The following is a 616-nucleotide window of genomic DNA, read 5'->3' on the forward strand; positions in this document are numbered from 1 at the left end:
TCACAGAACATCAGATGTATATGGGGCTGTTGCTCGCCATCGCTCGCTATGACGTTGTGCAGTGCCACAGAATAGGGTTTATTCCCCACTTCTTGGGTTATCCACTCTTTCACCAGGGCAAGGCGTTGTTCTTTGTTCAGCTCACGGGGTAATCCTACAACGTGTTCCCGATAAGTCGAACCGTTTTTACGCTCGAATAGGTCGGCACATTCCCATAGCTCGGCTGGGTTATGTTTTGCCCAGCTCGGCATATTGCCATTTTCGGTGTACTCAATCTCGTCTGATTTTTTGGCGTATCTACCCAATGCCATGATGTAATTAAAATGCGGTTGCGCTTTACCTTTTGCACCGACATTGGTTCTCATCATTCCAAACGACATTTTGATGTTCCTTTTTGGGTTGCCGTCCCACTTTCTAGCCCAATGCTTTTTGCTTGGGTGACGATGTGGGGCGATGGGGATTCTAAAGGGGTTCCCCCTTTAGCACGGTGTGCGTTTCTTAAAATTTTTAGCCTACGTTAGTAGCGAAATTTTGAGAAACGTCTCAACGTGCTCTGCGAGGCTAAAAACTATGGAAGATTTTTAAAAATACTAGCATAATGTGATTAATCTATGCC

Annotated in this window: 1 protein-coding gene; it reads right to left on the bottom strand. The window is 45.5% G+C overall.

Annotated features, from left to right (window positions below; translation table 11 throughout):
• On the bottom strand, nucleotides 1–380 hold a 380-nt coding region (locus J1781_RS00490), incomplete at its 3' end, for a MobA/MobL family protein (protein WP_217233034.1).
• Between the last annotated feature and the right edge of the window lie 236 nt (nucleotides 381–616).

This window comes from Rahnella perminowiae, assembly GCF_019049695.1.
In the GTDB taxonomy this organism is placed as follows: Bacteria; Pseudomonadota; Gammaproteobacteria; order Enterobacterales; family Enterobacteriaceae; genus Rahnella; species Rahnella perminowiae.